Genomic DNA, 393 nt, shown 5'->3' with positions numbered 1-393 from the left:
TCACAAGAAAGGCGAGTTTGTGATGTTTGAAGGCGCACAGGGTACGTTGCTGGATATTGACCACGGCACCTATCCGTATGTGACTTCTTCTAACACCACCGCAGGCGGCGTTGCTACCGGTTCTGGCGTGGGTCCACGCTGTGTAGACTACGTGTTGGGTATCGTTAAAGCTTACTCTACTCGCGTAGGTGCAGGTCCATTCCCAACTGAGCTGTTTGATGAAGTGGGTGAGTTCCTGTGTACTAAAGGCAACGAATTCGGTGCAACTACCGGTCGTCGTCGTCGTACCGGCTGGTTGGACGCTGTTGCCGTTCGCCGTGCCGTAGAGCTGAACTCTCTGTCTGGCTTCTGCCTGACTAAACTGGACGTTCTGGATGGCCTGAAAGAGGTTAA

Annotated in this window: 1 protein-coding gene; it reads left to right on the top strand. The window is 53.4% G+C overall.

All coding sequences use genetic code 11. The features are described 5' to 3' along the window. Positions 1-393, top strand: a 393-nt coding sequence (locus M992_RS14360; RefSeq protein ID WP_187120221.1) for an adenylosuccinate synthetase, incomplete at both ends; no start/stop codon positions are given.

The organism is Moellerella wisconsensis ATCC 35017, from assembly GCF_001294465.1.
Classification (GTDB): Bacteria; Pseudomonadota; Gammaproteobacteria; order Enterobacterales; family Enterobacteriaceae; genus Moellerella; species Moellerella wisconsensis.
Note: the sequence above shows the minus strand (reverse complement) of the source record. Positions and strands in the feature narration are given on the sequence as shown.